Here is a 921-nt window from a genome sequence, read left to right as displayed (position 1 = left end):
CAGGGCTGCGGCAAGTTTGCTGGGTAGCGACTTGTGGGTCGTGTCGAGGGTCTGCGGTGGATGTGGGATGTGAGGACCGGCGGGTTCTGGCCCCGGAAACGGGGCGAGCATGACACCTGGGTGATCATGGAGGTTCCTAGGCCATCCTGATCACCCCGAGGTGCCATGCTCGCCGCACCATTATCTCCTTCTGTCCCTGTTCTGGATCAGCTGGCGTCGGCCATGGCCGGCGCAGCGACGCGGCCGGTGTCACCCGCGGGGTTGCTGGCGGTGTTCGTGCAGGTCGCCGACCCGAGGAAACGTCGTGGGACGCGGCACCGGCTGCCGGTCGTGCTCACGTTGGCGACGTGCGCGGTGCTGGCGGGGGCCCGGTCGTTCACCGCGATCGCCGAGTGGGCCGCGGACGCCGGCGAGACCGTCCGGGACATGCTGGGGATCGTGTGGGTCCCGGACGCCTCGACGTTCCGCCGGGTCCTCGCCCGTCTCGACACCGACGCGCTGGACACAGCCCTCGGGGCCTGGGCCGCGGCGGCGACCACGCCGACCAAAGGACGACGGCGGCGGATCGCGGTCGACGGGAAGACCCTGCGCGGCTCACGCCACGGCGACAGACCCGGCCGGCACCTGCTCGCCGCGTTCGACCAGCAACACCACGTCGTCCTCGCCCAGCGTGGGGTCGACGCGAAGACGAACGAGATTCCCGAGCTCACAGCACTGCTCGGCGCCCTCGATCCGGCCGGCGCGGTGGTGACCGCGGACACGTTGCACACCCAGCGCGACACCGCTACCTGGCTCGTGGAACGCGGCGCCCACTACGTCCTCGTCGCGAAAGCGAACCAGCCGGCACTGTATGCCCAGCTCACAGCCCTGCCCTGGAACCGTGTCGCCACCCGTGTCCGCACGCGCGACCGTGGCCACGGA

The 921-nt window shown here is 70.7% G+C and carries 1 protein-coding gene; it reads left to right on the top strand.

Translation table 11 applies throughout. The annotated features are described in order from the left end of the window. Nucleotides 1-222 precede the first annotated feature (222 nt). A partial coding sequence (locus MXD61_RS05710) for an ISAs1 family transposase (protein ID WP_248811796.1) occupies nt 223-921 on the top strand: 699 nt, incomplete at its 3' end.

This window comes from Frankia sp. AgPm24 (assembly GCF_023243055.1).
In the GTDB taxonomy this organism is placed as follows: Bacteria; Actinomycetota; Actinomycetes; order Frankiales; family Frankiaceae; genus Frankia; species Frankia umida.
Note: the sequence above shows the minus strand (reverse complement) of the source record. Positions and strands in the feature narration are given on the sequence as shown.